This window comes from Mycolicibacterium stellerae (genome assembly GCF_003719305.1).
Lineage (GTDB): Bacteria > Actinomycetota > Actinomycetes > Mycobacteriales > Mycobacteriaceae > Mycobacterium > Mycobacterium stellerae.
Window position 1 is genome coordinate 1 of sequence record NZ_RARC01000023.1, and the last position, 26,193, is coordinate 26,193.

29 protein-coding genes are annotated in these 26,193 nt (G+C 66.6%); 11 read left to right on the forward strand and 18 right to left on the reverse strand.

Going from position 1 to position 26,193, the window contains the following annotated elements; translation table 11 throughout:
* Positions 1 to 128 precede the first annotated feature (128 nt).
* The 8 genes from D6M19_RS34915 to D6M19_RS34355 all read right to left on the reverse strand — a co-directional run bounded on the left by D6M19_RS34915 (position 129) and on the right by D6M19_RS34355 (position 5,744).
* Complete coding sequence (locus tag D6M19_RS34915; RefSeq protein WP_268812332.1) at positions 129 to 470, reverse strand: Rv3654c family TadE-like protein; 342 nt, start codon at positions 468 to 470, stop codon at positions 129 to 131.
* Positions 445 to 699, reverse strand: a complete 255-nt coding sequence (locus tag D6M19_RS34920; RefSeq protein ID WP_327389823.1) for a TadE family type IV pilus minor pilin — start codon at positions 697 to 699, stop codon at positions 445 to 447. Before D6M19_RS34920 ends, D6M19_RS34915 begins: the two co-directional genes overlap by 26 nt.
* 74 nt (positions 700 to 773) lie before the next feature.
* A complete protein-coding gene (locus tag D6M19_RS23480) occupies positions 774 to 965 on the reverse strand; it encodes a DUF4244 domain-containing protein (RefSeq protein WP_407665398.1) in 192 nt (63 codons plus the stop codon).
* A gap of 66 nt (positions 966 to 1,031) precedes the next feature.
* Complete coding sequence (locus tag D6M19_RS23485; RefSeq protein ID WP_123027681.1) at positions 1,032 to 1,604, reverse strand: type II secretion system F family protein; 573 nt, start codon at positions 1,602 to 1,604, stop codon at positions 1,032 to 1,034.
* A complete protein-coding gene (locus D6M19_RS23490; RefSeq protein WP_123027682.1) occupies positions 1,601 to 2,377 on the reverse strand; it encodes a type II secretion system F family protein in 777 nt (258 codons plus the stop codon). The genes D6M19_RS23485 and D6M19_RS23490 overlap by 4 nt, the downstream gene beginning before the upstream one ends.
* The gene (locus D6M19_RS23495) at positions 2,374 to 3,540 is read right to left on the reverse strand and encodes a TadA family conjugal transfer-associated ATPase (protein ID WP_123027683.1); all 1,167 of its coding nucleotides are present in this window, start codon (positions 3,538 to 3,540) and stop codon (positions 2,374 to 2,376) included. Before D6M19_RS23495 ends, D6M19_RS23490 begins: the two co-directional genes overlap by 4 nt.
* Positions 3,541 to 3,542: 2 nt before the next feature.
* A complete protein-coding gene (gene ssd, locus D6M19_RS23500; RefSeq protein ID WP_123027684.1) occupies positions 3,543 to 4,607 on the reverse strand; it encodes a septum site-determining protein Ssd in 1,065 nt (354 codons plus the stop codon).
* A gap of 87 nt (positions 4,608 to 4,694) precedes the next feature.
* Positions 4,695 to 5,744, reverse strand: coding sequence for a hypothetical protein (locus D6M19_RS34355; RefSeq protein ID WP_164478655.1), 1,050 nt, complete (start codon positions 5,742 to 5,744; stop codon positions 4,695 to 4,697).
* Positions 5,745 to 6,208: 464 nt separating this feature from the next.
* Between D6M19_RS34355 and D6M19_RS23510 the strand changes: the two genes are divergently transcribed.
* Positions 6,209 to 7,081, forward strand: a complete 873-nt coding sequence (locus D6M19_RS23510; protein ID WP_123027686.1) for an HAD-IB family hydrolase — start codon at positions 6,209 to 6,211, stop codon at positions 7,079 to 7,081.
* Between the two features lie 415 nt (positions 7,082 to 7,496).
* Here the strand turns inward: D6M19_RS23510 and D6M19_RS23520 are convergent, their stop codons facing one another.
* Entirely contained in the window at positions 7,497 to 8,240 is a 744-nt protein-coding gene (locus tag D6M19_RS23520; RefSeq protein ID WP_123027687.1) for a Fic family protein, read from the reverse strand.
* Positions 8,241 to 8,333: 93 nt separating this feature from the next.
* Between D6M19_RS23520 and acs the strand changes: the two genes are divergently transcribed.
* Positions 8,334 to 10,283: an acetate--CoA ligase gene (acs, locus tag D6M19_RS23525; protein ID WP_123027688.1), complete on the forward strand. Its 1,950-nt coding sequence runs from the start codon at positions 8,334 to 8,336 to the stop codon at positions 10,281 to 10,283.
* Positions 10,284 to 10,285: 2 nt separating this feature from the next.
* On the opposite strand, the gene D6M19_RS23530 is transcribed toward acs, so the two are convergent.
* Entirely contained in the window at positions 10,286 to 10,945 is a 660-nt protein-coding gene (locus D6M19_RS23530; protein ID WP_123027769.1) for a S1 family peptidase, read from the reverse strand.
* A gap of 195 nt (positions 10,946 to 11,140) precedes the next feature.
* Between D6M19_RS23530 and D6M19_RS23535 the strand changes: the two genes are divergently transcribed.
* A complete protein-coding gene (locus D6M19_RS23535; RefSeq protein ID WP_123027689.1) occupies positions 11,141 to 11,662 on the forward strand; it encodes a phage holin family protein in 522 nt (173 codons plus the stop codon).
* Entirely contained in the window at positions 11,662 to 12,639 is a 978-nt protein-coding gene (locus D6M19_RS23540) for an alpha/beta fold hydrolase (protein ID WP_123027690.1), read from the forward strand. The genes D6M19_RS23535 and D6M19_RS23540 overlap by 1 nt, the downstream gene beginning before the upstream one ends.
* Before the next feature lie 9 nt (positions 12,640 to 12,648).
* Here D6M19_RS23540 and marP read toward each other — a convergent pair whose 3' ends face one another.
* The 4 genes from marP to nth are packed head-to-tail and all read right to left on the reverse strand — an operon-like array spanning position 12,649 to position 16,075.
* The gene (marP, locus tag D6M19_RS23545; RefSeq protein ID WP_123027691.1) at positions 12,649 to 13,839 is read right to left on the reverse strand and encodes an acid resistance serine protease MarP; all 1,191 of its coding nucleotides are present in this window, start codon (positions 13,837 to 13,839) and stop codon (positions 12,649 to 12,651) included.
* A complete protein-coding gene (locus D6M19_RS23550) occupies positions 13,836 to 14,618 on the reverse strand; it encodes an NUDIX hydrolase (RefSeq protein ID WP_123027692.1) in 783 nt (260 codons plus the stop codon). The genes marP and D6M19_RS23550 overlap by 4 nt, the downstream gene beginning before the upstream one ends.
* Positions 14,615 to 15,259 carry a TlpA family protein disulfide reductase gene (locus D6M19_RS23555; protein WP_123027693.1) on the reverse strand — a complete coding sequence of 215 codons (645 nt, stop codon included), beginning with the start codon at positions 15,257 to 15,259 and terminating at the stop codon, positions 14,615 to 14,617. Before D6M19_RS23555 ends, D6M19_RS23550 begins: the two co-directional genes overlap by 4 nt.
* A gap of 18 nt (positions 15,260 to 15,277) precedes the next feature.
* A complete protein-coding gene (gene nth / locus D6M19_RS23560) occupies positions 15,278 to 16,075 on the reverse strand; it encodes an endonuclease III (protein WP_123027694.1) in 798 nt (265 codons plus the stop codon).
* A gap of 133 nt (positions 16,076 to 16,208) precedes the next feature.
* On the opposite strand from nth, the gene D6M19_RS23565 reads away from it, so the two are divergent.
* Positions 16,209 to 16,511 (forward strand): hypothetical protein, encoded by a 303-nt coding sequence (locus tag D6M19_RS23565; RefSeq protein WP_234835017.1) that lies wholly within the window; start codon positions 16,209 to 16,211, stop codon positions 16,509 to 16,511.
* 100 nt (positions 16,512 to 16,611) lie between these two features.
* Positions 16,612 to 17,286 carry a cAMP-activated global transcriptional regulator CRP gene (crp, locus tag D6M19_RS23570; protein ID WP_041312815.1) on the forward strand — a complete coding sequence of 225 codons (675 nt, stop codon included), beginning with the start codon at positions 16,612 to 16,614 and terminating at the stop codon, positions 17,284 to 17,286.
* Between the two features lie 4 nt (positions 17,287 to 17,290).
* Here crp and D6M19_RS23575 read toward each other — a convergent pair whose 3' ends face one another.
* The 3 genes from D6M19_RS23575 to D6M19_RS23585 are packed head-to-tail and all read right to left on the reverse strand — an operon-like array spanning position 17,291 to position 18,687.
* Entirely contained in the window at positions 17,291 to 18,061 is a 771-nt protein-coding gene (locus D6M19_RS23575; RefSeq protein WP_123027696.1) for an MBL fold metallo-hydrolase, read from the reverse strand.
* 3 nt (positions 18,062 to 18,064) lie between these two features.
* Positions 18,065 to 18,529, reverse strand: coding sequence for a RidA family protein (locus D6M19_RS23580; protein ID WP_123027697.1), 465 nt, complete (start codon positions 18,527 to 18,529; stop codon positions 18,065 to 18,067).
* A complete protein-coding gene (locus tag D6M19_RS23585; RefSeq protein ID WP_123027698.1) occupies positions 18,526 to 18,687 on the reverse strand; it encodes a Sp36 family protein in 162 nt (53 codons plus the stop codon). Before D6M19_RS23585 ends, D6M19_RS23580 begins: the two co-directional genes overlap by 4 nt.
* A 48-nt stretch (positions 18,688 to 18,735) precedes the next feature.
* Between D6M19_RS23585 and D6M19_RS23590 the strand changes: the two genes are divergently transcribed.
* Together D6M19_RS23590 and D6M19_RS23595 are read left to right on the forward strand one after the other, a co-directional pair.
* Positions 18,736 to 19,761, forward strand: a complete 1,026-nt coding sequence (locus tag D6M19_RS23590; protein WP_123027770.1) for an ATPase BagA — start codon at positions 18,736 to 18,738, stop codon at positions 19,759 to 19,761.
* Complete coding sequence (locus D6M19_RS23595) at positions 19,761 to 20,891, forward strand: ATPase BagB (protein ID WP_123027699.1); 1,131 nt, start codon at positions 19,761 to 19,763, stop codon at positions 20,889 to 20,891. Before D6M19_RS23590 ends, D6M19_RS23595 begins: the two co-directional genes overlap by 1 nt.
* Positions 20,892 to 20,902: 11 nt before the next feature.
* Here the strand turns inward: D6M19_RS23595 and D6M19_RS23600 are convergent, their stop codons facing one another.
* Positions 20,903 to 21,262, reverse strand: a complete 360-nt coding sequence (locus D6M19_RS23600; protein ID WP_123027700.1) for a WhiB family transcriptional regulator — start codon at positions 21,260 to 21,262, stop codon at positions 20,903 to 20,905.
* A 290-nt stretch (positions 21,263 to 21,552) separates the two neighbouring features.
* On the opposite strand from D6M19_RS23600, the gene ponA2 reads away from it, so the two are divergent.
* The 3 genes from ponA2 to cds1 all read left to right on the forward strand — a co-directional run bounded on the left by ponA2 (position 21,553) and on the right by cds1 (position 26,138).
* Complete coding sequence (ponA2, locus tag D6M19_RS23605) at positions 21,553 to 24,006, forward strand: transglycosylase/D,D-transpeptidase PonA2 (RefSeq protein ID WP_123027701.1); 2,454 nt, start codon at positions 21,553 to 21,555, stop codon at positions 24,004 to 24,006.
* Between the two features lie 72 nt (positions 24,007 to 24,078).
* Entirely contained in the window at positions 24,079 to 25,035 is a 957-nt protein-coding gene (locus D6M19_RS23610; protein ID WP_123027702.1) for a metallophosphoesterase, read from the forward strand.
* A complete protein-coding gene (cds1, locus tag D6M19_RS23615) occupies positions 25,032 to 26,138 on the forward strand; it encodes an L-cysteine desulfhydrase Cds1 (protein ID WP_206428614.1) in 1,107 nt (368 codons plus the stop codon). The genes D6M19_RS23610 and cds1 overlap by 4 nt, the downstream gene beginning before the upstream one ends.
* The last annotated feature ends 55 nt before the right edge of the window (positions 26,139 to 26,193 follow it).

The window sequence follows — 26,193 nt, forward strand, 5'->3', positions numbered from 1 at the left end:
GGGGCATTACGGTGGACCACGAAGACCTCCGGGGTGAGTTGGTGCGTTCCTAGACAGCTCGCACTTCACTCGGAGGTCTTCGTCATGTCACCACGCCACGCCGTACCTAACGTCCGTGGTCAGTACAACTAGCCCGGGCTGTCGACGGGGCCGGCCCGGGCGGCGGCCCGGGCGCGCCCTGCCTGCACCGTGACCACCACGTCGAGTTCGTCGACTTCGCAGGCGGCGATGTCGACCCTCATCGCCGTCGCGATCGCTGAGGCCTGGTTGCACGCCGATCCGGCGCCTTCGGCCAGTCGGGCCGCGGCCGCCAACGCGGCCATGTCGGCGGCCGCCTGTGCGCGGTGCCGGGCGATCACCGCCGAGCCGACATAGAACCCGCCGACGGTGACCGTCAGCAGCACCGCGATCATCGCGGCGGCGATCAGTGTCGCCGAGCCCCGATCATCCCACCGACGGTTCGATCGCAGACACCGTCTCCGCCCGTATAGCGATGCCCGGCAACAGGATCGAGTGAGCGGTGACCGTCGCAACCACCAGCCCGCCCTCCCTACGCATATCGAGATGCGCCCCGAACGGAGCGATATCGTGCGCCGCCTGCACCGCAGCACCATTATCACCGCGCGCCGCGAGGCGGGCCGCCTCCCTGGCCGCATCGATACACCGCACCTGCGTCGACATCGCGGTGAGCCCGGCCATGCACAACACCAGAACCACGGCCAGCGCGGCGATGGCGAATGCCGCCTCGATGGTGGTCGCGCCGCGATCACCGGTCAGACGTTGGTGTTCAGCGCCCGATTGATGATGTTCGTCAGGGCGGTGACGATCGAGTCGCCGGTGACGACCGTGTAGAGAATCGCCCCGAACGCCGCGGCGGCGATGGTGCCGATGGCGTACTCGACGGTCGACATGCCTGTGTCGTCGACCAGAAGCAACACCACCCTTGCCTTCGCTTCGCGAATCATGCTCGCCACCATTTGTTTTCCCTCCTATTTGTTCATCGGATTTGTTCATCGGACAATCCGGGCAGTTCACGCCAGCCCCGATCGCAGCACGTCGCCGGCCAGCCCCGCGACGATCGGGACGATTCCAAGGCATACGAAGGCAGGCAGATAGCACAACCCCAGTGGGCCCGCGATCAGCACCGAAGCGCGCTGAGCTCTGGCGTCGGCCGCCGACGCCGCGTCGTGGCGCAACTGATCGGCCAGGTCGGAAACCCCTTGGGCGAGGGCGGCACCCGACATCGCCGATCGGCGTGCCAGCCGGAGCAGAGCATCGCCGTGGTTGTCCAGCGGCAGGCCGGAATTCGACCACGCCGCAGCGGGATCCGCGCCGAGCGCCAGCATGTCCGCGGCGCGATCCAGCACTGCGGCGAGCCGACGCGGCGCCGAAGGTGCCGCTGCAGCGGCAGCCGACGACACCGCCATACCTGAACTGAGGCAGGTCGCGAACACATCGAAGGTGGAGGCGACGGCGAGAGAATCCGCGGCGCCCGACGGAGACATCACCGTCGCCGAGGTCTCGACAACCGTGCGTACCCGAACCCTCGACGAACCACCGGTGATCAACAGCGCAGCCGCCAACAACAGGGCAGGGATACTCATGCCACCGCCCGCCCCGTGATGCGATCCGACCACACGAGCCCGCAGCATGCGAGCGTCACACCGGCAACCAGCAGCCAGCCACCGGCACCGCCGGACAGTAGGAGGCTCACCGGGTCAGCACCAATGAGTTGACCGAGGCCGATACCGAGTACCGGAAGACCGGCCAACACCGCCGCGGTGGTGCGCGCCCCAGCCATTCCGGCATCTACCCGGGCCGAGAAGCGTTCGCGCTCAACGACGTCGCGATGCGCCGCACGCATCAACGTGGCGATCGGCAGGCCGTGGGTCTGCGCCAGCCCCCAGTACAGAGCAAGCCGCTGCCAGTGCGCGGGCAGATTCGATGACGCGGCGAAACTGCGCAGGCCCGCTGCCACGTCGGCGCCCAACCGTGCCCGTGCGGCGACACCACGCAGGCTTTCCGCAACGCGCCCCTCGACCTCGCGTGCGGCGACATCGAATGCGGCCACCGGGTGCGCGCCGACGCGTAGTTCACCGATCAGCACATCGAGCGCGCTCTGCAACGCGGCGGCCTCCTTCGCGTGTGCGCGACGCGCGTCGGACTGCCGACGACGCAGCATCAACGTCGCGCCGAGGATGCCAGCGGCGAGGGTGACAGCGACGGGCAGCGCCATCGCGATCGCTGCAGCGAATACGACCGCGACCGCCAACCTCGGCAGCCGCCGACGAGTGCGCGGCACCGGGACCAACCGATGCCGAGGCGGGCGTGGTGCGACGAAGACCGCCAGCGCCAACGCGAGCGCCGCTGCGGTCACCGCACACCCCGCTGCGCCAGCAGGGCCACCAGATCGTCTGCGCCGCCGCCGAAGCCGCTATCTGCATGCCACGCCGACACGACCTCCACCAAGCCGCCGCCATCCCGGCGCAGCACCGCGATCTCGCCGAGCCTGCGCTTGCCTGCGTTGTCGCGACCGACGTGCAACAGCACCTGCACAGCCGCAGCCAGCTGACTGTGCAACGCGAAGCGATCCAGGCCACCGAGAGCTGCCAACGCCTCCAGCCGTGCGGGCACCTCGGCGGGATTGTTCGCATGTACTGTGCCCGCGCCGCCGTCGTGTCCCGTGTTGAGGGCCGCGAGCAGGTCGACGACCTCCGCACCCCGCACCTCGCCGACGACGATGCGGTCCGGTCGCATCCGAAGTGCCTGCCGGACCAGGTCACGGACGGTAATCTCGCCTACCCCTTCGATATTCGCGCATCGCGCGACCAGATTCACCAGGTGCGGATGCCTCGGCCGCAACTCGGCGGCGTCCTCCACGCAGACGATGCGTTCGCCCGGCGACACCGCACCAAGCACGGCCGACAGAAGTGTCGTCTTCCCGGCACCGGTGCCCCCGGAGACCAGGAACGCCAGCCGGGCGGCGATGATCTTGTCGAGGAGTGCGGCGGCCTCGGGGGCGATCGCCCCGGCCCGCACGAGCATCGGGAGGTCCTGGGTCGCCGGCCGCAGCACCCGCAACGACAGACAGGTGCCGCCGCAGGCGATTGGCGCGAGCACCGCATGCAGACGGACGGTGAACTGGTCTGCGGTGACACCGACCAGCTGACCGTCCACCCATGGCTGCGCTTCATCGAGTCGACGCCCCACGCTCAGCGCGAGACGCTGCGCCAGCCGGCGCACCGCATCCTCGTCGGCAAACCGGATAGAGCTGCGCCGCAACCCGTTTCCATCGTCGACCCATACGGCGTCGGGCGCGGTAACCAAGACATCTGTAGTGCCTTCCGCGCGCAGCAGCGGCTCAAGGATGCCGACACCGGTCAGCTCCGTCTGCAGCATCCGCAGATTGCTCAGCACCTCGGTGTCGCCGAGCACTCCCCCCGATTCAGCGCGGATGGCCGCCGCGACGACATCGGGACGTAGGGGCGCCGATTCGGCCGCCAGCCGCTCACGAACCCGATCGATCAACGACACGCTCATGCTCATGCGGCGGCCGCCGATGGATGTTGCGCCAGCACCGTCAGCACCCGTCGCGCGGCGGTGGCAAGCGGTGAGCGATGACTCACCCGCAGCCCGCCGCGCTCCAGCATCCCCGCGATGCCGGGCTGCGGTCGCACGGAAGCCAAGAGCGGCAGGTCGACGGCCCGCGCGACGTCGACCGATCGCAATCCGGCGGGCGATGGGCCGCGAACCACCAGGCCGACATTCGGGTTGATAGCGCCAAGCGCCGTCGCAACGGCTGCCGTCGCCGCGCAGCCGCCGACATCGGCCGTGGTGACCAGCACGACCAAGTCGGCTGCGCCCACGGCTAATTCGACCGAACGTGTCAGGCCGCGGGGCAGATCGCAGACCACGGTTGTGCCGCCACGTCGTCCCGCATCGATCACCGCGGCCAGCGGCCCGGGCTCGACGTCGTTACCTGAGCGGACGCTGGAGAGCACGCTTAGCCTGTCGAGACGGGGCAATGCCTGCCGCAACGCCGCGAAGTCGAGCCTGCCGTGCTCCAAGGCAAGGTCCGGCCATCGCAATCCCTGCTGTTCCTCGGTCCCGACCACCAGATCGATGCCACCGCTCCACGGGTCGGCATCGATGAGCAGAGCATTGCGCGCCGACTGCGCGAGTGCCGTCGCAAACACCGAGGCCCCGGCGCCGCCGCGGCCGCCCATCACGGCGACCACCGGACCCCTTGCCTCGCCGTCGCCACCCGATTCCGCGGCCGCAGACAATGCCGCGACGAGGTCGGCCTCATCGGCGGGCAGGCTCATGACGTGTTGCGCGCCGACGGAGATCGCGATGTGCCAGTCGGAGGTGTGTGGTTCACCGCGGCTGACCAGGATGACGTGGGCGCGCCGAGGCAACGACGGCGCGTGACAGCTGCCTGCCGCGGCCGCGTCGAAAACGACCGCGAGTGCCCCGGTCCAGGCTTGCCGGCTCGGCGGTTGCGCGACATGGACGACGGTCACGCCTGCGGCCGCGGCGACGCGGTCGACCTCGTCGCGCATCCCCGTTTCGGAGAGCATCGCAAGGACAGCGTTTCCGGCGTTCATCAGTCCACAGTGCGGGCAGGCACCGACGTGGCGCTAGCGCCTCAAGGTGTTCTGTGGACGAGGGCCTAAGTGTGGATAAAGCGACCGCTACGGCTTGACCATGTTCGCCCTAGGATTCGCGTTCTCCGCCGCAATGGTGTTCCGTTCCGCCGGCTCGACGCACACGGTGTCGTGCATGTTCGCGTCTCGTCCGACGAACCCGTCATTGCAGAACTTCTGGCCAGTCAACTCGTTACAGCCTTCTGGCAACGGATCACCCACCTTCTTGAACAATGGATTGCACTCGGTGCCGACCTCCGGCCCTCGGCCGGCAGGTGCTTGGGCCGGAGCACGACTGGCCGCCAGCGCATTGTCGGTGGCTACCTTGTCGCGCCTTTCCGGCGTGACACAGATGTGGTCACCTGGAACAGCGTCCCGCCAGACGTAGCCCTGCTTGCAGGTGTCCGGCCCGTACGGGAGGGAGGGATCGATGGTGACACTCACTTCGGGGGACCAATTGGAACAAGGGTCGCCGAACAAACCCGAGACACAGCCCTGTACCCGGAATGTGTAGGTGGTGCCCGGGCTTACCTCGACGCGCTGCCAACCCCAATCTCCTTCGGATTTGTGCTTGATCGAATTCCATGTGCCGCCCTCGCGTAAGACGTCGACAAAGTAAAAGTCGTAGTCGTGAAACCCTTTCCATCCCACACCGAAGTTGTCGGGACTCGTCGGTAGGGGATCGATCTTCGGTGTCGGCAGAGGCCCACTGGGCGCCATTTCTCCGACCCCGGGCCCGCCCCTTGCCGTCGTCAGCTGCACGGGCGGCTCCGTGCAGACCACGTCACCTTCCGGCGTGGCGTAGTGAGCACACACCGTGACTGAGTGCGTTGATTCCGGCTCCCAGCATCGAGGCGGGTCGTACTTTCCGGCCATCCCTACGTCGATCTGGTCTCCGCCATCTATCCCCACCGAAAAACTGTTCACATTTGAGGCGTAGTGCTGCCAGATAACGGAAAGGCACCCGGGAGAGGTCGTGTTGTTTTGAACGTTGACCGGCGGCGGTTGATCATCATCAGCCGTCGCGATGCCAACGCTGGACAGCCCTAGAACGAAGACTCCGAATACAGCCCCGAGGCAGCCGATGATTTTACGCATGAACATCCGATACATGGTTAACCCTCCCGTGCGGCACAGCTGATTTCCAGCTGATCGTCAGGGACGCTAACGAAGCTCGAGCCTTCGCCGCATCGGGTGTTTCCCTAGCATCGGAGTTTGGGTCCCTATAGGGTGCTTCCCCGCCAACACGGCAACGAAAACAAGTTCCGCAACTAAGGCAGAGTTTCCCCACCTATCCGGCCAACGAAAAGGGTCCAGAAAAGGGACGACCCCCGCCAGGGGGGGAGGAGGCGGAGGTCGTCGTGTATCAGCCCCGGGGGGTCGGGCTGATGCACACCCGGCATAAGCCGAGTAATCCTCACTATACACACGGAAAGCCCAAGGAGCGCAAGTAGTGCTCACCACCGAAAGCACCCGCTAGCCTCGCAGAAGTGCAGGCAAGGGCACCTGTCGTGAACTGCCATTTTGGCCGCTTGGCGGGCTGGCGCCGACATGTGAGCCCTATGCTGGGCGTTGTGACCGCCACCGATCCAGCGGCCGCGGTGGGTGTTGTACCGCAAACGAAGCCGAAATCCGGACAGCCCGTTCGCACGGCAGCGTTCTTCGACCTCGATAAGACGGTCATTGCGAAGTCCAGCACGCTCGCTTTCAGCAAACCCTTCTACGACCAAGGGCTAATTAATAGACGCACCGTACTCAAGTCCGCTTACGCCCAGTTCCTGTTCCTGATGTCGGGTGCCGACCATGATCAGATGGACCGGATGCGGAATTACATCACCAATATGTGCGCCGGCTGGGACGTCGAACAGATCAAGTCGATCGTCGGCGAAACCCTGCACGAAATCGTCGACCCCTTGGTCTTCGCCGAGGCCGCCAATCTGATCGCCGATCACAAGCTGTGCGGGCGCGACGTCGTCGTCGTGTCGGCGTCGGGCGAGGAGATCGTCGGGCCGATCGCCAAGGGCCTCGGCGCCACCCATGCGATGGCCACCCGGATGGTCGTCGAAGACGGAAAGTACACCGGCGAGGTCGCCTACTACTGCTTCGGCGAAGGCAAGGTGCAGGCGATTCACGAGCTCGCCGCCCGCGAGGGCTACGCGCTCGAGCACTGCTATGCCTACTCCGATTCGATCACCGATCTGCCGATGCTCGAAGCCGTCGGCCATCCGACCGTGGTGAACCCCGACCGCGCGCTGCGCAAAGAGGCTGTGGCTCGGGGCTGGCAGGTGCTGGCCTTCTCGCGACCGGTCCCGCTGCGCGACCGTCTTCCCGCGGCGCCGTCAAGCGCGGCCGTCGCCACCACCGTTGCGGTTGGTTTGACCGCCGTGCTGGCCGGCGCGCTGACCTACTCGCTGCTGCGTCGGTTCGCCTTTTAGCATCCGACCGACGGTAGTAGCTGACGGCCGAGCGGTAACGATCAAATCTCGCGGGCGATTCACCCTTGCTGTGACCGTGGTCACGGAGTACAAAGGAAGCACGGAAGCCTGGCGAGGCCAAGGTCGAGCCGGAAGAGAAGGCTCGAACTCCCGAAGGCAGGCTACCCAGCACGGATCCCGGCACCCACGCGGAGCTAAAGCCGCGGAATAGGCAACAGTGTTGCGGGCCTGCGTAATTGCGAAAAGCGGACGACCACGACGACTCCTTGGGTGGGGTTGCAGCCGTAGCGCATCGTCGAAGACGCCGAGGCCACCCACGCACACCTGACCAGCACGCTTGGTAACCGGAGTCCGTGCTAGCGGGCGACGAGCCGAACTTGTTTCGGAGCGTCGCCCGCTTTCACTTTGCTGGACGCTATTGCGTCGCGCCCTCCGCGATCGAAAGCCCCTCCCTCGCGCCGGCCCGAAGTGCTTGGCAACTCAGCACCAACCACGCGGCCAATCCGTCGGGAGTGCCCGACGCGAATCCGCGCGCGGCGGCCAGGTAATCACCGGAGCGGCGCATCCAGAACACCTCTGGGACGCCGAGACCGTGCGGATCCAACCCACTGGCGATCGTCACCAACCGAGACACCCCGCGGGCGACCAGCCCGTCGGCGGTGCCGAACGGTGCCAGCGTCAGCAGCTCACCGTGCGCGACCGCGGCCAGCACCGTCGCGGGCACGTCAGATTTGCCGGTGACCATCTCGACCAATAACTCCAGCCGAGGCCCGACGTCCGGGTCGGCGCGCGGGCGCCCGAGCCGCTCGTCGTCGACAAGGTCGCTGGCGGCAAGGGCATGCAGCCGCGCCAATGCCTGCATCGGCGCCTTCTGCCAGACCCCGACGAGAGCCGTCGTGCCGCCCTCCAACGCCTCGGAGACTCGAAGAGCGCCCGCGAGTAGCGGATCGGGCTCTCCGATTTCTGACAGTTGCAACGACCCGCCCTCGAGCACAGCCGATGCCCGTGCGGCACGCAACGCGGCCTCCGCGGCGGTCGCGGGCCAGCCCCGCAGATTGGTGCGGTGACGGTGCACCTTGCCCAGCGCCTCGCGCGCCTCGTCGCTTGCGGCCGCCACGCCGGGCAGTTCGGCCAGCGGTGTCAGCGGATGCGACGTCATTTCGGCAAGGCTAGCGGCGCCGAAATGGGTACCCGGTTGGGATGGTGAACAACGCAACGTCGACGCAACCATCGGGTGACTAGGCTCACAGACATGTCGCAGAACCATGCCGAAGGCCCCCCCACGTACCCGCCAGCCGACGACTTCGCCGCGCAGGCAAACGCGACCGCCGAGCTGTCAAGCGAGGCCGAGACGGACCGCTTGGCGTTCTGGGCGAAGCAGGCCAACAGGTTGTCCTGGGACACCCCGTTCGACGACGTCCTTGACTGGTCGGACGCACCCGTGGCCAAGTGGTTTGTCGGCGGCAAACTCAACGTCGCCTACAACTGCGTCGACCGCCATGTCGAGGCGGGCAACGGGGATCGGGTGGCGATCCGCTGGGAAGGCGAGCCCAAGGACGACAGCAGGGAGATCACCTATTCCGAGCTGCTCGCCGAGGTGAGCAAGGCGGCCAACGCGTTGACCGACCTCGGCCTCGTCGCCGGTGATCGAGTGGCGATCTACATGCCGATGCTGCCCGAGGCGATCGTGGCGATGCTGGCCTGCGCACGGCTCGGCGTGCTGCACTCGGTGGTCTTCGCCGGGTTCTCGTCGGCGGCGCTTGCGGCCCGCATCGAGGACGCCGAGGCCAAGCTGGTGATCACATCCGACGGCCAATACCGGCGCGGCAAGGCGGCGTCGCTCAAGGAGCCGGTCGATGAGGCCGTCGACGGGCAAGACACAGTCGAGCATGTACTCGTGGTGCGCCGCACCGGGATTGATACGCCGTGGACCGAGGGCCGCGACCTGTGGTGGCACGACGTCGTCGACAAGGCGTCGCCGGAGCACACTCCGGAGGCGTTCGACTCCGAACATCCGCTGTTTTTGCTCTACACATCGGGCACCACCGGCAAGCCCAAGGGCATCATGCACACATCGGGCGGCTATCTGACCCAGGCGTCCTATACGCACTACTACGTGTTCGACGTCAAGCCCGAGACCGACATCTATTGGTGCACAGCGGATATCGGCTGGGTCACCGGCCACACGTACATCGTCTACGGGCCACTGTCCAACGGCGTCACCCAGGTGGTCTATGAGGGCACGCCGAACTCGCCCGACGAGCACCGCCACTTCGAAGTCATCGAAAAATACGGCGTCACAATCTATTACACGGCGCCCACACTGATTCGGATGTTCATGAAGTGGGGACGCGATATTCCCGACGCCCACGATCTTTCCAGCCTGCGGCTACTGGGTTCGGTCGGCGAGCCGATCAACCCCGAAGCGTGGAGATGGTATCGGGATGCCTTCGGCGGCAACCGAACTCCGATCGTTGACACATGGTGGCAGACCGAGACCGGCGCGATCATGATCTCTCCCCTGCCCGGCGTGACGGCGACCAAGCCCGGTTCGGCGATGACACCGCTGCCCGGAATCTCGGCGAAGATCGTCGACGAGGACGGCAAGGAACTGGTGCCCGGTGCCGACGAGGCCGAACATGTCACCGGCTATCTGGTGCTTGACCAGCCGTGGCCGTCGATGCTGCGCGGCATCTGGGGCGATCCCGAGCGCTACAAGGAGACGTACTGGTCGCGCTACGGCAAGCAGGGCTGGTACTTCGCGGGCGACGGCGCCCGCGTCGACTCCGATGGCAGCATCTGGCTGCTCGGGCGCATCGACGACGTGATGAACGTGTCGGGACACCGGATTTCGACGACGGAGGTGGAGTCGGCGCTAGTCGGTCATTCCGGTGTCGCAGAAGCAGCCGTCGTCGGCGCTGCGGACGAAGCCACCGGACAGGGCATCTGCGCCTTCGTCATCCTGGAATCGCACGCCAAGGACAACGACAACATGGTCGAAGAGCTGCGCGAGCAGGTCGCCAAGGAAATCGGGAAGATCGCGCGGCCCCGCGAGATTCACGTGGTGCCCGAGCTGCCGAAGACGCGCAGCGGCAAGATCATGCGACGGCTGCTGCGCGACGTCGCCGAGGGACGCGAACTCGGTGACACCTCTACGTTGGTCGACCCGACCGTTTTCGAGGCGATCCGCGCGGGCAAGTAGCGCTACGCGGCAGGCGGCGCGCTTCCGACGGGCACAAACCCCGATCCGGGCCGGTTCTTGGCGGCGATGTCGGCCAGCTGGGTGTTGATCGACATCGCGACCGCCGGGGTGTGCAGCGGGATGAACTTGACCACGCAGGTCGGCAAGTCTTCTGCGAACGCGCCGTGAATCATGCCCACCAGCCGGTTGTTGACGGTGACGGGCGCCCCCGAGTCGCCGGGCTGGCCACACACCTGGCTGACGATCGTGCCGGGCTCGTCACCGGGTCCCCAGACGACGCCGCAGGAGTAGCCGGTCGTCCTGCCCAGCTTGCAGGCGACATCGCCGGTGGCGGGGTCGGGCCCAAGGCCGTCGATCTGAAAGTCGTTGACGTTGTTGAGCGGGGCGACCTTCTGCGGGTCGAACTGGATCACCGCGTAGTCGAGGGCGTCGTTACCCGCCACCATGGTGCCAAGCACGCCACTGGCTTCGGCCCCTTCGGCGCCCACCTGCGCGCCAGGGCCGCCGCAGTGCGCGGAGGTGAAGCCGATCAGGTTGCCGCGGTTGTCGTTGCCGATAGCGGTCAACGTGCACAACGTGTCCCCGTTGACGACGAGCCCCGAGCCCCCGCCGATCGGAACGGGCTCGTCGGCGTGCGCAAGGGGGGAGGTCGGTGCCAGCATGGTGGCCAGCGCCGCCACGACCACCGAAAAGCGTGCGAGCCAGCGGTGCCCGGTCTTCAAGAACCCATCCCCATTCGACGTCCCCGACCCGCTTGCCCGACTGTGACGGTCAGTCTATCGCTCGGCCGGGATCGTCTACCTCGACGCCACATGGCAACATGACCTTCAGCGACATCGACATCGGGAGGACCGTTCGTGACCAGTGCCGACCGCAAGAATGGCGTACCGACCACCGTTACCTCGATTCCGCTGGTGGATCCCCACGCCGCCAAGCCCGACCCGTCGATCGGCGAGCTGGTCAAGGATGCGACAGCGCAGGTATCGACGCTGGTACGGGCAGAGGTCGAACTGGCCCGCGCCGAGATCACCCGTGACGTCAAGAAGGGCCTCACCGGCAGCGTCTTCTTCATCCTGGCGCTCGTGGTGCTGTTCTACTCGACGTTCTTTTTCTTCTTCTTCGTCGCCGAGCTTCTCGACACGTGGCTGTGGCGCTGGGTGGCATTCCTGATCGTGTTTGGCGTGATGGTCCTCGTCACGGCCGCGCTCGCGTTGTTCGGCTATCTGAAGGTGCGTCGCATTCGGGGTCCGCAGAAGACCATCGAGACGGTCAAGGAGATCCCCGACGCGCTGACCCCGGGACACGAGAAGACCAAGGCGTTGCGCGCTTCCGATGGAAAGGCCGCGGCCAACCCGACCTCGGATCCGTCTGGCTGGTAATGGCCCCACCCGATCCGTCGGTCGTCCGCATCGACGGCCCGTGGCGTCATCTGGAGGTGCACGCCAACGGCGTTCGGTTCCATGTCGCGGAGGCCGACGCCAAAGCCGACGGAGCCGCACCGGCGGCGACATCAAACAACGAAACCGCCGAGCCGATAACCGAGCGGCCGCTGGTGATCCTGCTGCACGGTTTCGGCTCGTTCTGGTGGTCGTGGCGCCATCAGCTGCGCGGTCTGCGCAACGCCCGCGTTGTCGCAGTTGACCTGCGCGGATACGGTGGCAGCGATAAGCCGCCACGCGGCTACGACGGCTGGACACTGGCCGGGGACACCGCTGGCCTGATCCGTGCGCTTGGCCATCCGTCGGCCACGCTGGTCGGTCACGCCGACGGTGGATTGGTCTGCTGGGCGACGTCGGTGCTGCATCCACGAATGGTCAGCGCGATCGCGGTGATCAGCTCACCTCATCCCGCCGCGCTGCGCTCATCGGCCCTCACCAGGCGCGACCAAGGGCGGGCCCTGCTGCCGTCGATGCTGCGCTATCAGGTGCCGATGTGGCCTGAACGGGCGCTGACTCGGCACGACGCCGCAGAGCTGGAGCGGCTGATGCGTAGTCGTGCCAGCGCGAAATGGGTTGCGTCAGAGGACTTCTCCGAGACCATCGCGCACATGCGCCAAGCCATCCAGATTCCGTCGGCCGCTCATTCCGCTCTGGAGTACCAGCGCTGGGCGGTGCGCAGCCAGCTGAAGAGCGAGGGCCGGCGCTTCATGCGCTTGATGAAACGGCCTCTCACCGTACCGATGTTGCACATCCGCGGCGAAGCCGATCCGTACGTCCTGCCCGACTCCGTGAACCGAACCCGGCGTTACGCGCCCCACGGCCGTTACGTATCCATCGCCGAGGCAGGGCATTACGCCCATGAAGAGGCGCCAGACGCGGTCAACGAGCAGCTATCGCGCTTCCTGGCCCACCGTTGAGGGCATTCGTCAGGCGTTGACGCACACCCCGGTGGCGACCGGCACCGTATTGCCGATTCTGCCGAGCTGGTGGCCGACCTCCCTGGTGGTCAACACGAAGCCGGTCTCCGCATCGTCCACTGCGGCGCCGAACACCACACCGAGTACCTGGCCCTGCCGGTCGATCATGGGCCCACCCGAATTACCTTGGCGCACAGTACCTCTGATCGTATAGACCTCACGGTCGACGGTCTTCGACTTGTAGATGTCTGGTCCCTTGAGCTCGATGGTCTCGCGCACACGTGCCGGGGTGGCCTGAAACTCGCCGCCGCCGGGATAGCCGAGCACCAATGCATCTGTCCCGCTCTTCGCGGGTTCCTGGGCGAACGGGAGTGGCGCCGATGGCAGGCCCGGCACATCGAGGATCGAGATGTCGGCATCCGGATCGTAGGAGACCACCGTGGCGTCATACGTCTGACCGTCGGCTTCGACGGTGACGGTCTCCGCCCCCGCGACCACGTGCGCGTTGGACATCACCCGATTAGGCGCGACAACGAAACCTGTTCCCTCCAAGACCTTTTGGCAGCCCGGCGCGACACCGCGGATCTTCGTGATGCTCGGCCGGACGGTGGCGACCACCGGATCGTTGATCAGCGCGGCGTCCGGCGCGTCGACGTTGGCGATCGGGGTGCGGCCGAAGTTGCCAAGCACGTCGGGCAGACCGGAGGTGTCCAAAAGGGCCTTGAGCCGGTTCGGCACCGCCTTCAGCCATGGCGGCGCGACCTGGTCGACCTGGCTGAGCACCTTCGAACCACGCACGGCTGCAGCCAGATTCGGTTGGTTGGTCGATGTCAGCGGGGTCGCCAGCAGATAAGCCACCACTGCAACGGCGGCCACCATCACGACAACACCGATCACTGAGTCGAACAGCCGCAGCGTGCCGTTGCGGATCGCACCTCGCACCGCACGGCCAAGCACCACGCCGGCGATCTCGCCGACGACGACAAGCCCGAGGATCAGGAACAGGGTGATGAACAGCTGCGTGCGCGTGCCGGTGACGTGGGTGACGATGTGCGGTGCAAGCAGCACGCCTGCCACGGCACCCAGCACGACGCCGATGAAGGACAGCAGCGAGCCAAGCGCACCGGATCGCCATCCCGAGATCGCCGCAACGAACGCGACCGCCAGCACGGCCATGTCCAGCCACTGAGACGACGTCATAGTTGTGCCTCCCCGCCGGTGTCATCATGACCGACAAGGGCCATCACTTCGTCCAACTCGCGCACGTCGTCGGTGTTCCAGGGTTTCGCCCACCCGGCCACGTCGAGCATCGCCGAGATCACCTGCCCCGTGAAGCCCCAGACCAACATCTCGTTCAGCAGAAACGCCGGCCCTGCGAGGCGTCGGGTGTTCTCTTTGCGGTACACCATCAGCCGATTCTGCGGATTGATGAAGGCACGCACCGGTACCCGCGCCACGACCGCGGTCTCGGATTCGTCGACGACGGCTACCGGGCCGGGGTCCGGCGAGTAGGCCAGTACCGGCACGACATGGAAGCCCGACGGCGGGATGAACATCTTCTCCAGAGTGGCCAGGGGCGTGAGCCTGCTGGTGTCGATGCCGGTTTCTTCACCTGCCTCACGCAGCGCCGTGTGTATCGGCCCCTCGTCGCCGGGGTCGGCGGCTCCGCCCGGGAACGCGGCCTGACCGGCGTGATGGCGAAGCGTCGACGCCCGAACGGTCACCAACAGGTCGGCGTCGTCGGGCAACCCGCCGCTCTCAGAGTCCTGCGGGCCCGAAAAGAGCACCAGCACCGCCGCGTCCCGACCGGCTCCTGTCAGCGCCGCCTTCGCGTTGGCGGCGGTCACCATCGCCAGCAGCTGGGCAGGCACCCGTCGCCGGTAGGCCTGCTTCACCGCGCGGGCATTGTGGACCAGAGGCTTCAGCCAGGGCGGAGCGGCGTCGGGAGTCACCGGACTCCGTTCGCTCTCCGGACTCACCCCGGCACTCCTATCTCTGGATCGACGGCAGCGGCGATGTCGTCGGCGGTGGCGAACGAACGCGGCAGGATTTCGGCAACGCTACCGTCCGGCCGCAGCACCACCGTCGCGGGCATCACATTGGGCACCTGCAGTGCAGCGGCGATCAACCGCCTGCCGTCCTGCAGTGTCGGCAGCCGCACATCCAGCTCGGCCAGCCGCATCAGCGCCGCCGTCTCGTTCTCGTCCTGGTGCACGGTAACCACGGTGACAGCTGCGCCGACGCGACGTTGATACTCGGCCATCGCGGGCAGTTCCTCGGCGCACGGCGCACACCAGTACGCCCACAGGTTGAGCACCACGGTCCGGCCGGCCAACGCCTTGGCCACGTCGACCTGTGCGCCGTTACCCGCGCATTCGACCGTGATACCGGCCAGCTTGGCTGGACCGGCGCCGGGTCCGTCGGCTGGACATGGCGCGAGATCGGCCCTCTGCCGCGGTTCGGCCAGCGCCTCGGGAGTGTCTGCGTCGCGGTGCTCCCTGGCCTGCACTTGACCCGGCCCGCCCGTCGACCCGGTGCGGTCCAGCTGAATCCACAGCCCGACCCCGAGCGCGACCACGACGGCGAGCGCCACCACGGTCCACCGGGTCGACGTGCTCATGGCGCAGGAGGGCCGCGGCTACAGCCCGGCCATCGCCAGCAGGTGTTCGGTCTCCGGACCCTTGACCAAAGGCGCGGCGACGAGCGGGTCCGTCGGCCCGATCCCGAACGACGGACAGTCCTTGGCCAGCACGCACACACCGCAGGCCGGCTTGCGGGCGTGACACACGCGGCGACCGTGGAAGATCACCCGGTGGCTCAGATCGGTCCACTCGCGGCGTTCGATCAGCTCACCGACGGCGTGTTCGACCTTGACCGGATCCTCGAGCTCCGTCCACCCCCACCGCCGGACCAGCCTGCCGAAATGGGTGTCGACGGTGATGCCGGGAACGCCGAACGCGTTGCCGAGGATCACGTTGGCGGTTTTGCGGCCGACACCGGGCAGCGTGACGAGCTCCTCCATGGTGGAGGGCACCTCACCGTCGAACCGCTCGACGAGTTCGGAACCCAGCCGGATGAGCGAGTTGGCCTTGTTGCGATAGAAGCCCGTCGGCCGAACCATCTCTTCGAGCTCGGTGCGGTCGGCCTGCGCGTAGTCCTTCGCAGTCCGGTACTTCGCGAACAACGCGGGGGTGGTCAGGTTGACGCCCTTGTCGGTGCTCTGCGCCGAAAGGATGGTCGCCACCGTGAGCTCGAGGGGATTGGTGAAGTCGAGCTCGCAGTACACATGCGGAAATGCCTGCGCCAGTGTGCGATTCATCCGTCTAGCCCTGCGCACCAGCCCGATGTGGGTCTCGGAGTCCCACTTGCGCGACGAGGCCCGCCTTGTCGGCTTGGGCTTCGCCGTCTTCCCCGTCGAGGACTCACCAACAGTCACGGATGCAAGCGTACTGAGCCGGCCGACAACGGATACTGCGACCGGTGACAATTCGTGATCCCACCGAGACCTTCGCCGTGTTAACTACCTGCTTGTGTCGTGGTTGCTCGTTGCCTTCATCCCAGGGTTGCTGATGCTGGCCACGTTCGGGCTCCAGCGCATCGAATCCGGCCTCGATCGCGACACCGTTTCGGCTGCCGACGTGGCCGAGTTTCTCGAACAGGCGCGCGCCGATGACGTCCGTACGCTGGCGCGGGACGGCATGCCGGAGGCAATCGACGGCATGCATCGCCGACAACAGGAACGTGTTCGCGATCCGGAGGTCGTCAAGAGCTACATCATCGACGACGACTGGTCGAATTTGCCGACGCCGCTGTATGCAGACAACGTCGCGAATACTGAATTTCAGCCGTCTCCGCACGCCAATCGTGTGTAGCGTGACTACGCACGAAATGGCCAGCCTCTAGACTGATGTCGCAAAGCGTTAGAGGTTGGCGTGCGCATGTCATATCACTCAACAGCTTAAGAGGGGCAACGTGGACGAGATCCTGGCCAGGGCCGGAATCTTCCAGGGAGTCGAGCCGAGCGCCGTATCCGCGCTGACAAAGCAGCTGCAGCCCGTCGACTTCCCACGCGGGCACACCGTGTTCGCCGAGGGAGAGCCTGGCGATCGGCTGTTCATCATCATTTCCGGCAAGGTCAAGATCGGTCGCCGGTCGCCGGACGGACGCGAGAATCTGCTCACCATCATGGGTCCGTCGGACATGTTCGGCGAGCTGTCGATCTTCGACCCCGGTCCACGGACTTCGAGCGCGACCACGATCACCGAAGTGCGTGCGGTCTCGATGGACCGCGACGCGCTGCGTGCCTGGATCGCCGATCGACCCGAGATCGCCGAGCAGCTGCTGCGGGTGCTTGCCCGCCGGCTGCGCCGCACCAACAACAACCTCGCCGACCTGATCTTCACCGACGTTCCTGGCCGCGTCGCCAAGCAGCTTCTGCAGCTGGCTCAGCGCTTCGGCACGCAGGAGGGCGGCGCGCTGCGGGTGACCCATGACCTCACGCAGGAAGAGATCGCCCAACTTGTCGGCGCGTCACGGGAGACGGTCAACAAGGCGCTCGCCGATTTCGCCCATCGCGGGTGGATCCGCTTGGAGGGCAAGAGCGTGCTGATCTCCGATAGCGAGCGGCTGGCCCGCCGCGCCCGTTAGGGATTCAGGAGCGCAGGTAGTCGAGCTGGGCCTGCACGCTCCATTCGGCGTAGTCCCATAGGTTCTCGTCGACGTCGGTGTAGACGTGTTCGACGATCTGCCGGGTGGTGGCGTCGTCGCCGAGTGCCCGCAGCGCGCCGCGCACCTGGTCGAGGCGCTGCTCGCGGTGGGCCAGGTACATCGCGGTGACGGCCTCGAGATCGTCGAGATCGGGGCCGTGCCCTGGCAGCACCGTCCGGTGTCCCAGGCCCTGAAGCCGCTTGAGCGACTCCAGATATTCGCCGAGGGCGCCGTCTTCGGAGTCGATCACGGTCGTGCCACGGCCGAGCACGGTGTCGGCGGTCAGCACGGCGTCATCGAGCACGAACGACAGCGAGTCGGCGGTATGCCCCGGCGTCGCCATCACCAAGATCTTCAGCCCCGCGGCGTCAATGACCTCACCATCGGTCAACGGCCCACCGAGGCCGCGCAGAAAGCCGCTGCCGACCGCACGGACCACCGCGCCGGTGCGCTCCACGATCTTGTCGATGGCGCCGGTGTGGTCATCGTGGCGGTGGCTGATCAGCACAAGCGGGATTGCGCCGAGCTCGGCGATCTTGGCGACGTGTTCGTCGTCCTCGGGCCCCGGGTCGACGAGCACCATCTCGTCGCTGCCCTTACCGCGCAACACCCAGGTGTTGGTGCCGTCCAGCGTCATCAGCCCGGGGTTGTTGCACAGCAGCACCGATGCCGTCTCGGTCACCGGGCGCAACAACCCGTAGGCGGGATGCCGCACGGCTCACCGCACCTCGACGATCAGCTCGACCTCCACAGGCGCGTTCAGCGGCAGCTCGGCCACCCCGACCGCCGACCGCGCGTGCGCGCCCGCCTCCCCGAACACCTCGCCGAACAGTTCGGATGCGCCGTTGACGACGCCGGGCTGGCCGTGGAAACCGGGCGCGGATGCGACGAAGCCGACGACCTTGACCACCCGGGCGACGGCGTCGACGCCGACCAGCGAATCGACGGCGGCCAGCGCGTTGAGCGCACAAATCCGGGCGAGAGCCTTGGCCTGCTCGGGGCTGACGACACCGCCGACAGCGCCTGCCGCGGGCAGCTCGCCCGCCACCATCGGCAGCTGTCCCGCTGTGTAGACCAGATTGCCGGTCTGCACCGCGGGGACATAGGCCGCCACGGGTTTGACCACCGGCGGCAGCTCGATGCCCAGTTCGGAGAGCCGGGCTGACCAGCCGCCGCCGCTCATTTCGGCCGTTTCAGGTAAGCGACGTGCTGCTCACCGGTTGGCCCCGGCAGCACCGCGACGAGCTCCCAGCCGTCCTCTCCCCATTGGTCGAGTATCTGCTTGGTGGCATGCGTCAGAAGTGGGACAGTGGCGTACTCCCACCGGGTGGATTCGCTCATGCGGCTGAGCTTATCCGGATGGCAGACCGCCTTGGCTAGGCTGCAGTGGTGGCTAACGAAGCGAACGACCGTAAACCGGTCGGCTGGCCGTCCCGGCTGACCAAGGCGCGGTTGCACTTCGTCACCGGCAAAGGCGGCACGGGCAAGTCGACCATCGCCGCCTCACTGGCGCTGGCGTTGGCTGCAGGCGGCCGGAAGGTGCTTCTGGTCGAAGTCGAAGGGCGCCAGGGCATTGCGCAGCTTTTCGACGTGCCGCCGCTGCCCTACGAGGAAGTGAAGATCGCCACCGCCGACGGCGGCGGAATGGTCAACGCGCTGGCCATCGACATCGAGGCGGCGTTCCTCGAATACCTGGAGATGTTCTACAACCTCGGGTTGGCGGGCCGGGCGATGCGGCGCATCGGCGCCGTCGAGTTCGCAACGACCATCGCGCCTGGCCTCCGCGACGTGCTGCTCACCGGCAAGATCAAGGAAATCGTGGTGCGCAACGAGAAGCCCGACAAGAAGCGCTCCGCGTACGACGCCATCGTGGTCGACTCGCCGCCGACCGGGCGCATCGCCCGCTTCCTCGACGTCACCAAGGCGGTCTCCGATCTGGCCAAGGGCGGGCCGGTGCACTCTCAGGCCGAGGGCGTCGTCAAGCTGCTGCACTCCGATCTGACCGCGATCCATCTGGTGACGCTGCTCGAGGCGCTGCCCATGCAGGAGACGCTGGAGGCGATCGACGAGCTGCAGGACCTGGAACTGCCCATCGGGAGCGTCATCGTCAACCGCAACATCCCCGCGTACCTCAGCCCCGATGCGCTGGCCAAGGCTGGCGACGGTGACATCGATGCCGACAAGATCCGTGCCGATTTGACCAAGACCGGAATCACGTTGTCCGACAGCGACTTCGCCGGTCTGCTCACCGAATCCATCCAGCATGCCACTCGGATCGCGGCGCGCGCCGAGAGCGCAGAAGAGCTCGACGAGATCAAGGTGCCCAGGCTGGAACTGCCCGCACTGCCCGACGGTGTCGACCTCGGCAGCCTCTACGAATTGGCCGAAGCGCTGGCCCACCAGGGAGTCCGCTGATGAGCACCACCCCGCCCGCGCTGGACATGGCCGAGATCCTGCACGACACGTCGAACCGCGTCGTGGTTTGTTGCGGCGCAGGTGGTGTCGGCAAGACCACCACCGCTGCGGCGATGGCGCTGCGCGCCGCCGAGTACGGCCGAACGGTCGTCGTGTTGACCATCGACCCGGCGAAGCGTCTGGCCCAGGCGTTGGGCATCAAGGACCTCGGCAACACCCCTCAGCGGGTGCCACTGGCTCCCGAGGTGTCCGGCGAACTGCACGCGATGATGCTCGACATGCGTCGCACGTTCGACGAGATGGTGATTCAGTACTCGGGAGCCGATCGCGCACAAGCGATTCTGGATAACCAGTTCTATCAGACCGTCGCCACCTCGCTTGCGGGCACGCAGGAGTACATGGCGATGGAGAAGCTGGGCCAGCTGCTGGCTGAGGACCGATGGGACCTGGTGGTCGTCGACACGCCGCCGTCGCGCAACGCCTTGGACTTCCTTGACGCGCCAAAACGTCTGGGCGGCTTCATGGACAGCAGGCTGTGGAAGCTGCTGCTGGGGCCGGGCCGCGGCATCGGAAAACTGGTGTCGGGGGCGATGGGCCTCGCCATGCGCGCGCTGTCGACGGTGCTCGGCTCACAGATGCTGTCCGACGCCGCGGCCTTCGTGCAGTCGCTGGACGCCACATTCGGCGGGTTCCGCGAGAAGGCCGACCGCACCTATGAGCTGCTGAAGCGACGCGGCACCCAGTTCGTCGTCGTGTCCGCGGCCGAACCCGACGCATTGCGGGAGGCGTCGTTCTTCGTCGAGCGGCTCTCCGAAGAGCACATGCCGCTGGCCGGGCTGATCCTCAACCGGACCCATCCGACGTTGACGTCGCTGCACGCCGACAAGGCCGCAGAGGCCGCCGACACGCTGGCCGCCGAGGACCCCGAGTCACTGACCGCCGCGGTGCTGCGGATTCACGCCGCCAGGGCGGGGACGGCCAAGCGCGAGGTTCGGCTGTTGTCGCGGTTCACCGGCGCCAATCCGCACGTATCGATCGTCGGAGTGCCGTCGTTGCCGTTCGACGTGTCGGATCTAGAGGCGTTACGCGCGATCGCCGATCAGATCACCGGCGAAGCGGAAGCTGCTTAGGGGCCTTCCGCCTAGACGGCGCTGCGGTGTTTGCGCTGGGCGGCGAAGAAGTCGGCCCAGGAGACCACCTCGGGGTGCTGCTTGAGCAGTGCCCGGCGCTGGCGCTCGGTCATGCCACCCCAGACACCGAACTCGACACGGTTGTCGAGCGCGTCGGCGCCGCATTCGAGGATCACCGGGCAGTGCCTGCAGATCACTGCGGCTTTGCGCTGGGCTGCGCCACGGACGAACAGTTCGTCGGGGTCGGCTTGCCGGCAACGGGCCTGGGAAACCCACGCGATTCGGGCCTCGGCCTCTGCGCCTTGGACCGAACAGTTGGGAAGAGAGGTGGTGGTACTAGTCCTGCGCGCAACGGGCCGTGTGCTCGACACCAGCGTTTCCCCTTAAGTCCAGCCGCCGTTACTTGACGGCTCAGTCCCTCGGTGTAGAACGCTGATGCGATCTACGCCACATTGCGCAGGTCGTTGTTACCTGAATCGCACTGTAGGTACAAGCTAGGTGGTCACAGGGTATTTACGCAACAGTTTGTTTGCCCCTTTTTTGGGACAACCGTCCAGACATGCCGCGCAGCGCAAACACGATCCTGGGCGTATCGCCATTTATGCTGGCAATCTGGCCGCGCGGCGTTAGGCAACGCGGCGATCTAGTTACTCTGTAGGGCATGCCGGAGCGCCAGCCGAATCGACCGCCGGCGACGGTCACGGTCATCAAGCTGGCATGGTGTTGCCTGTTGGCCAGCGTGGTAGCCGCGGGTTTGATGTTTCCGGTCGTCGGCGGGTTCGGATTGATGTCGAACCGGGCCTCCGATGTGGTTGCTAACGGCTCGGCTCAACTCGTCGAGGGCGAGGTGCCCGGAGTTTCGACGATGGTGGACGCCAAAGGCAACGTCATCGCGTGGCTGTATTCACAGCGCCGGTTCGAAGTGCCAAGCGACCAGATCGCCAACACGATGAAGCTCGCCATCGTCTCCATCGAGGACAAACGGTTTGCCGAGCACAACGGCGTCGACTGGAAGGGCACCCTGACGGGCCTCTCGGGCTATATGTCGGGCAACATCGACACCCGCGGCGGCTCCACCCTCGAGCAGCAGTACGTGAAGAACTACCAGCTGCTGGTGATCGCGCAGACCGATGCGGAGAAGCGCGCCGCCATCGAGACCACACCTGCCCGCAAGCTGCGGGAGATCCGGATGGCGCTGACGCTGGACAAGACGTTCACCAAGCCGGAGATCCTCACCCGCTACCTGAACCTGGTGTCGTTCGGCAACAACGCGTTCGGCATCCAAGACGCGGCCCAGACGTACTTCGGTGTCAATGCGTCGGAGCTGAACTGGCAGCAGTCCGCGCTGCTGGCCGGCATGGTGCAGTCGACAAGCACGTTGAACCCGTATACGAACCCCGACGGCGCTCTGGAACGCCGCAACGTCGTCCTCGACACCATGATCGAGAACATCCCTCAGGAGGCCGATGCGCTGCGCGCCGCCAAGGAGCAGCCGCTCGGCATCTTGCCCCAGCCTCAGGAACTGCCCCGCGGCTGCATCGCAGCGGGTGATCGGGCCTTCTTCTGTGACTACGTGCTCGACTACCTGGCGCGCGCTGGCATCAGCAAGGAGCAGGTCTCGCGGGGCGGATACCTGATCAAGACGACGCTGGACCCCGACGTTCAGGGCCCGATCAAGTCGGCGGTCAACGACATAGCAAGCCCGGACATCGACGGCATCGCCAGCGTGATGAGCGTGATCAAGCCGGGCAAGGAATCCCATCAGGTGCTCGCGATGGCAAGCAACCGCACCTACGGGTTGAACATCGACGCCGGCGAAACCATGCAGCCCCAACCGTTTTCACTCGTCGGTGACGGCGCTGGTTCGATCTTCAAGGTGTTCACAGTTGCCGCTGCGATGGATATGGGCATGGGCATCAACGCCCAACTGGACGCGCCGAGCCGCTTCGAGGCCAAGGGTCTTGGCAGCGGCGGAGCGAAGGGTTGCCCACCCGCGACCTGGTGTGTGCAGAACGCCGGAAACTACCGCGGATCGATGAGCGTCACCGACGCCCTGGCCACCTCACCGAACACCGCGTTCGCCAAGCTCATCTCGCAGGTTGGGGTGCAGCGCACGGTGGACATGGCGGTCAAGCTGGGCCTGCGGTCATACGCGCTGCCCGGCACCGCCCGCGACTACGACCCGGAAAGCAACGAAAGCCTGGCCGACTTCGTCAAGCGGCAAAACCTCGGCTCGTTCACGCTCGGGCCGATCGAGGTGAACGCGCTCGAACTGTCGAACGTGGCCGCGACGCTGGCATCCGGCGGCGTCTGGTGCCCGCCGAACCCGATCGACAAGGTATTCGACCGCAACGGCACCGAAGTGTCTGTCACCACCGAGGCGTGTGAGCAGGCCGTCCCGGAAGGTCTGGCCAACACGCTGGCCAACGCGATGAGCAAGGACGACACCGGATCGGGCACAGCGGCGGGCGCCGCAGGCTCCGTCGGCTGGGATCTCCCGATGTCCGGCAAGACGGGGACCACCGAAGCCAGCCGCTCGGCGGGCTTCCTCGGGTTCACCAATCAGTACGCGGCCGCCAACTACATTTACGACGACTCCACCGCGCCCGGCGCGTTGTGCTCGTACCCGCTGCGCCAGTGCGGCGGCAACGGCAACCTGTTCGGCGGAAACGAGCCGGCCCGCACCTGGTTTGGGGCGATGAAGCCGATCGCCAACAACTTCGGCGACGTCAGCTTGCCACCCACCGACCCCCGCTATGTGGACGGCGCGCCTGGCTCGAAGGTGCCAAGCGTGTCAGGGATGTCTCAGGACCTGGCGCGGATGCGGCTGAAGGAGGCCGGCTTCCAGGTCGCCGACCAGGCCAACCCGGTCAACAGCACCTCCTCGCAGGGCACTGTGGTCGGGACATCGCCGTCGGGGCAGACCGTGCCTGGCTCGATCATCACCATCCAGATCAGCAATGGCATCCCGCCGCCACCGCCACCACCGCCGGAGGGCGCCATCCCTGGTCTGCCGCCGATCGCGGGCTCGACGGTCGTCGAGATCCCCGGCCTGCCGCCGATCACCGTTCCTGTGCTCGGCCCGCCACCGCCTGCGCCGCCACCACCTCCGTAAACGGTGTGGCCTGGGTCGCTGACCGCGGGTGAGGAGCGGTGCGGGCACGCGCTTGGCAGTAGGCTGCCAAGCATGCCTGCCGCTTCGACCCTGAAGAAAACCGCTGCTGTGGCCGCCGGCTCGCTCGTTGCCGGCATCGGCTACGCGTCGCTCATCGAGCGGAATGCGTTCGTGACCCGCGAGATCACCATGCCCGTGCTGACCCCGGGGTCGACGCCGTTGCGGGTGCTGCACATCAGCGACATCCACATGCGGCCCGACCAGAAGCGCAAGCAGGCTTGGCTGCGTGAGCTGGCCGGCCTGCAGCCGGATCTGGTGGTCAACACCGGCGACAACCTGGCTCACCCCAGGGCGGTGCCCGCCGTTGTGCAGACACTGGGCGACCTGCTCTCGGTGCCCGGCGTTTTCGTGTTCGGCAGCAACGACTACTTCGGGCCACGGCTGAAGAACCCGGCCAACTACCTGACCAAACCGTCGCACCGGTCCTACGGCCAGCCGCTGCCGTGGCAGGACCTGCGGGCGGCATTCACCGAACGCGGCTGGCTCGACATGACGCACACCCGCCGCGACATCGAGGTGGCCGGGCTGCGGATCGCCGCGGCGGGCGTCGACGACCCGCACCTCAAGCGCGACCGTTACGAGACCATCGCGGGTCTCGCCGACCCGACCGCGAACCTTCGGCTCGGCCTGACGCATTCGCCTGAGCCGCGCGTGCTGGACCGGTTCGCCGCCGACGGCTACCAGCTGGTGATGGCCGGCCACACTCACGGCGGCCAGCTCTGCCTTCCGTTCTACGGCGCCATCGTCACCAACTGCGACCTTGACCGGTCGCGGGCCAAGGGGGCGTCGCGCTGGGGCGCCGGTACCGCGCTGCATGTCTCGGCGGGCATCGGCACCTCGCCGTTCGCTCCGCTGCGGTTCTGCTGCAGGCCCGAGGCGACGCTGCTGACCCTGGTGGCGACGCCAACCGGCGGTCGTGACGCCGACGCTCGGGTGGGGCAATCCCATCCGACAGCCTCGGTACGGTGACCGACGCGCCATCGAGCGCGACTCGCAGCCAACCACGCGAGTGGGTGGACAATGCGGTTCGGCTGATCGAGGCTGACTCCCGGCGCAGCGCGGACACCCACCTGCTGCGGTATCCGCTTCCGTCGGCCTGGTGTGACGGCGTCGACGTCGCCCTTTACCTGAAGGACGAGTCCACCCACATCACCGGCAGCCTCAAGCATCGACTGGCGCGCTCGCTGTTCCTCTACGCGTTGTGCAACGGATGGATCGGCGAACACACGACGGTCATCGAGGCGTCGTCGGGCTCGACGGCGGTTTCCGAAGCCTATTTCGCGGCGCTGCTTGGCGTCCCGTTCATTGCGGTGATGCCGTCGACGACAAGTGCATCGAAGATCGCACTCATCGAATCACAGGGCGGCCGTTGCCATTTCGTGGCGGAATCTTCTCAGATGTACGCCGAAGCCGAACGGTTGGCTGAAGAGACCGGCGGACACTACCTGGATCAGTTCACCAACGCCGAGCGGGCCACCGACTGGCGCGGCAACAACAACATCGCCGAGTCGATCTTCGTGCAGATGGGCCTGGAGGCACATCCGATTCCGGAATGGGTCGTCGTCGGCGCGGGCACCGGCGGAACGAGCGCGACAATCGGCCGCTACATCCGGTACCGCCGCTACCCCACCCGGCTGTGTGTCGTCGACCCGGAGAACTCGGCGTTTTTCCCGTCGTATGCACAATGCCGCGACGACGTTGTCACCGGTAGGTCGTCGCGGATCGAGGGAATCGGGCGGCCGCGCGTCGAACCGTCGTTCCTGCCCGATGTGGTCGACCGCATGCTGACGGTTGCTGACGCGGCGTCGATCGCCGCCTCGCGTCACGTCAGCGAGGTGCTGGGTCGCCGGGTGGGCCCGTCGACAGGAACGAATCTGTGGGGAGCGTTCTACTTGCTGGCCGAAATGGTCGCCGAGGGGCGCAGCGGGTCGGTGGTCACGCTGATCGCCGACAGCGGCGATCGCTACGCCGACACCTATTTCAGTGACGAGTGGCTGGACAACGCTGGGCTTGACCCCTCGACTGCCGCCGGCGTGCTTGCGGAGTTCGAGCGATCCGGCCGCTGGCCCTGACCGTCGGAGTCCCTGGTGAGGGGACCGTCGGAGGTGAGGAACAGCCACAGCGCAG

What these genes read in the sequence shown, in the direction of transcription:
- D6M19_RS34920 (WP_327389823.1), bottom strand. Translation starts at nt 699, where the DNA reads ATGGCCGGGCTCACCGCGATGTCGACGCAGGTGCGGTGTATCGATGCG.
- D6M19_RS23480 (WP_407665398.1), bottom strand. Translation starts at nt 965, where the DNA reads ATGATTCGCGAAGCGAAGGCAAGGGTGGTGTTGCTTCTGGTCGACGAC.
- D6M19_RS23485 (WP_123027681.1), bottom strand. Translation starts at nt 1,604, where the DNA reads ATGAGTATCCCTGCCCTGTTGTTGGCGGCTGCGCTGTTGATCACCGGT.
- D6M19_RS23495 (WP_123027683.1), bottom strand. Translation starts at nt 3,540, where the DNA reads ATGAGCGTGTCGTTGATCGATCGGGTTCGTGAGCGGCTGGCGGCCGAA.
- ssd (WP_123027684.1), bottom strand. Translation starts at nt 4,607, where the DNA reads ATGAACGCCGGAAACGCTGTCCTTGCGATGCTCTCCGAAACGGGGATG.
- D6M19_RS34355 (WP_164478655.1), bottom strand. Translation starts at nt 5,744, where the DNA reads ATGCGTAAAATCATCGGCTGCCTCGGGGCTGTATTCGGAGTCTTCGTT.
- D6M19_RS23510 (WP_123027686.1), top strand. Translation starts at nt 6,209, where the DNA reads ATGCTGGGCGTTGTGACCGCCACCGATCCAGCGGCCGCGGTGGGTGTT.
- D6M19_RS23520 (WP_123027687.1), bottom strand. Translation starts at nt 8,240, where the DNA reads ATGACGTCGCATCCGCTGACACCGCTGGCCGAACTGCCCGGCGTGGCG.
- acs (WP_123027688.1), top strand. Translation starts at nt 8,334, where the DNA reads ATGTCGCAGAACCATGCCGAAGGCCCCCCCACGTACCCGCCAGCCGAC.
- D6M19_RS23530 (WP_123027769.1), bottom strand. Translation starts at nt 10,945, where the DNA reads ATGCTGGCACCGACCTCCCCCCTTGCGCACGCCGACGAGCCCGTTCCG.
- D6M19_RS23540 (WP_123027690.1), top strand. Translation starts at nt 11,662, where the DNA reads ATGGCCCCACCCGATCCGTCGGTCGTCCGCATCGACGGCCCGTGGCGT.
- marP (WP_123027691.1), bottom strand. Translation starts at nt 13,839, where the DNA reads ATGACGTCGTCTCAGTGGCTGGACATGGCCGTGCTGGCGGTCGCGTTC.
- D6M19_RS23555 (WP_123027693.1), bottom strand. Translation starts at nt 15,259, where the DNA reads ATGAGCACGTCGACCCGGTGGACCGTGGTGGCGCTCGCCGTCGTGGTC.
- D6M19_RS23565 (WP_234835017.1), top strand. Translation starts at nt 16,209, where the DNA reads ATGCTGGCCACGTTCGGGCTCCAGCGCATCGAATCCGGCCTCGATCGC.
- D6M19_RS23580 (WP_123027697.1), bottom strand. Translation starts at nt 18,529, where the DNA reads ATGAGCGGCGGCGGCTGGTCAGCCCGGCTCTCCGAACTGGGCATCGAG.
- D6M19_RS23585 (WP_123027698.1), bottom strand. Translation starts at nt 18,687, where the DNA reads ATGAGCGAATCCACCCGGTGGGAGTACGCCACTGTCCCACTTCTGACG.
- D6M19_RS23595 (WP_123027699.1), top strand. Translation starts at nt 19,761, where the DNA reads ATGAGCACCACCCCGCCCGCGCTGGACATGGCCGAGATCCTGCACGAC.
- ponA2 (WP_123027701.1), top strand. Translation starts at nt 21,553, where the DNA reads ATGCCGGAGCGCCAGCCGAATCGACCGCCGGCGACGGTCACGGTCATC.
- D6M19_RS23610 (WP_123027702.1), top strand. Translation starts at nt 24,079, where the DNA reads ATGCCTGCCGCTTCGACCCTGAAGAAAACCGCTGCTGTGGCCGCCGGC.